2 rRNA genes (1 of these 2 only partly in view) are annotated in these 2,671 nt (G+C 55.8%); both read right to left on the bottom strand.

Going from position 1 to position 2,671, the window contains the following annotated elements:
* A 5S ribosomal RNA gene (gene rrf / locus ACWCPY_RS42945) occupies nt 1-117 on the bottom strand.
* A gap of 76 nt (nt 118-193) precedes the next feature.
* Nucleotides 194-2,671 (bottom strand): 23S ribosomal RNA (locus tag ACWCPY_RS42940) (it continues 151 nt past the right edge of the window).

Genomic DNA, 2,671 nt, shown 5'->3' with positions numbered 1-2,671 from the left:
GTTCGGCGGCGTCCTACTCTCCCACAGGGTCCCCCCTGCAGTACCATCGGCGCTGAAAGGCTTAGCTTCCGGGTTCGGAATGTAACCGGGCGTTTCCCTAACGCAATGACCACCGAAACACTATGAAATAAACAACACCGGAACAACACGGCCGTTCGTTATTTCAGAACTAACACAGTGGACGCGAGCAACTGAGGACAAGCCCTCGGCCTATTAGTACCAGTCAGCTCCACCCGTTACCAGGCTTCCACATCTGGCCTATCAACCCAGTCGTCTACTGGGAGCCTTAACCAATCAAGTTGGTGGGAATACTCATCTCGAAGCAGGCTTCCCGCTTAGATGCTTTCAGCGGTTATCCTTTCCGAACGTAGCCAACCAGCCATGCCCTTGGCAGAACAACTGGCACACCAGAGGTTCGTCCGTCCCGGTCCTCTCGTACTAGGGACAGCCCTTCTCAATATTCCTACGCGCACAGCGGATAGGGACCGAACTGTCTCACGACGTTCTAAACCCAGCTCGCGTACCGCTTTAATGGGCGAACAGCCCAACCCTTGGGACCGACTCCAGCCCCAGGATGCGACGAGCCGACATCGAGGTGCCAAACCATCCCGTCGATATGGACTCTTGGGGAAGATCAGCCTGTTATCCCCGGGGTACCTTTTATCCGTTGAGCGACAGCGCTTCCACAAGCCACTGCCGGATCACTAGTCCCGACTTTCGTCCCTGCTCGACCCGTCGGTCTCACAGTCAAGCTCCCTTGTGCACTTACACTCAACACCTGATTGCCAACCAGGCTGAGGGAACCTTTGGGCGCCTCCGTTACTCTTTAGGAGGCAACCGCCCCAGTTAAACTACCCATCAGACACTGTCCCTGATCCGGATCACGGACCCAGGTTAGACATCCAGCACGACCAGAGTGGTATTTCAACGACGACTCCACAACCACTGGCGTGGCCGCTTCAAAGTCTCCCACCTATCCTACACAAGCCGAACCGAACACCAATATCAAACTGTAGTAAAGGTCCCGGGGTCTTTCCGTCCTGCTGCGCGAAACGAGCATCTTTACTCGTAGTGCAATTTCACCGGGCCTATGGTTGAGACAGTCGAGAAGTCGTTACGCCATTCGTGCAGGTCGGAACTTACCCGACAAGGAATTTCGCTACCTTAGGATGGTTATAGTTACCACCGCCGTTTACTGGCGCTTAAGTTCTCAGCTTCGCCGACCCGAAAGTCAGCTAACCGGTCCCCTTAACGTTCCAGCACCGGGCAGGCGTCAGTCCGTATACATCGCCTTACGGCTTCGCACGGACCTGTGTTTTTAGTAAACAGTCGCTTCTCGCTGGTCTCTGCGGCCACCCCCAGCTCATGGAGCAAATCCAATCACCAGGAATGGCCCCCCTTCTCCCGAAGTTACGGGGGCATTTTGCCGAGTTCCTTAACCATAGTTCACCCGAACGCCTCGGTATTCTCTACCTGACCACCTGAGTCGGTTTAGGGTACGGGCCGCCATGAAACTCGCTAGAGGCTTTTCTCGACAGCATAGGATCATCCACTTCACCACAATCGGCTCGGCATCAGGTCTCAGACTATATGCACGACGGATTTGCCTACCGTGCGTCCTACACCCTTACCCCGGGACAACCACCGCCCGGGCTGGACTACCTTCCTGCGTCACCCCATCGCTTACCTACTACAAGTCTGGTTCATCGGCTCCACCACTACCCTCAACTCCGAAGAGATCGGGCCGGCTTCACGGACTTAGCATCGCCTGATTCAGTATTGGGCGTTTCAAAGCGGGTACCGGAATATCAACCGGTTGTCCATCGACTACGCCTGTCGGCCTCGCCTTAGGTCCCGACTTACCCTGGGCAGATCAGCTTGACCCAGGAACCCTTAGTCAATCGGCGCACACGTTTCTCACGTGTGTATCGCTACTCATGCCTGCATTCTCACTCGTGAACCGTCCACAACTCGCTTCCGCGGCTGCTTCACCCGGCACACGACGCTCCCCTACCCATCCGTACTCCCGTTGGGGATTAATATACGAATGACACGACTTCGGCGGTACGCTTGAGCCCCGCTACATTGTCGGCGCGGAATCACTTGACCAGTGAGCTATTACGCACTCTTTCAAGGGTGGCTGCTTCTAAGCCAACCTCCTGGTTGTCTCTGCGACTCCACATCCTTTCCCACTTAGCGTACGCTTAGGGGCCTTAGTCGATGCTCTGGGCTGTTTCCCTCTCGACCATGGAGCTTATCCCCCACAGTCTCACTGCCGTGCTCTCACTTACCGGCATTCGGAGTTTGGCTAAGGTCAGTAACCCGGTAGGGCCCATCGCCTATCCAGTGCTCTACCTCCGGCAAGAAACACACGACGCTGCACCTAAATGCATTTCGGGGAGAACCAGCTATCACGGAGTTTGATTGGCCTTTCACCCCTAACCACAGGTCATCCCCCAGGTTTTCAACCCTGGTGGGTTCGGTCCTCCACGAAGTCTTACCTCCGCTTCAACCTGCCCATGGCTAGATCACTCCGCTTCGGGTCTTGAGCGTGCTACTGAAACGCCCTATTCGGACTCGCTTTCGCTACGGCTTCCCCACACGGGTTAACCTCGCAACACACCGCAAACTCGCAGGCTCATTCTTCAAAAGGCACGCAGTCACGACGTAC

The sequence above is a fragment of the Streptomyces sp. NPDC002403 genome, assembly GCF_053593015.1.
Note: the sequence above shows the minus strand (reverse complement) of the source record. Positions and strands in the feature narration are given on the sequence as shown.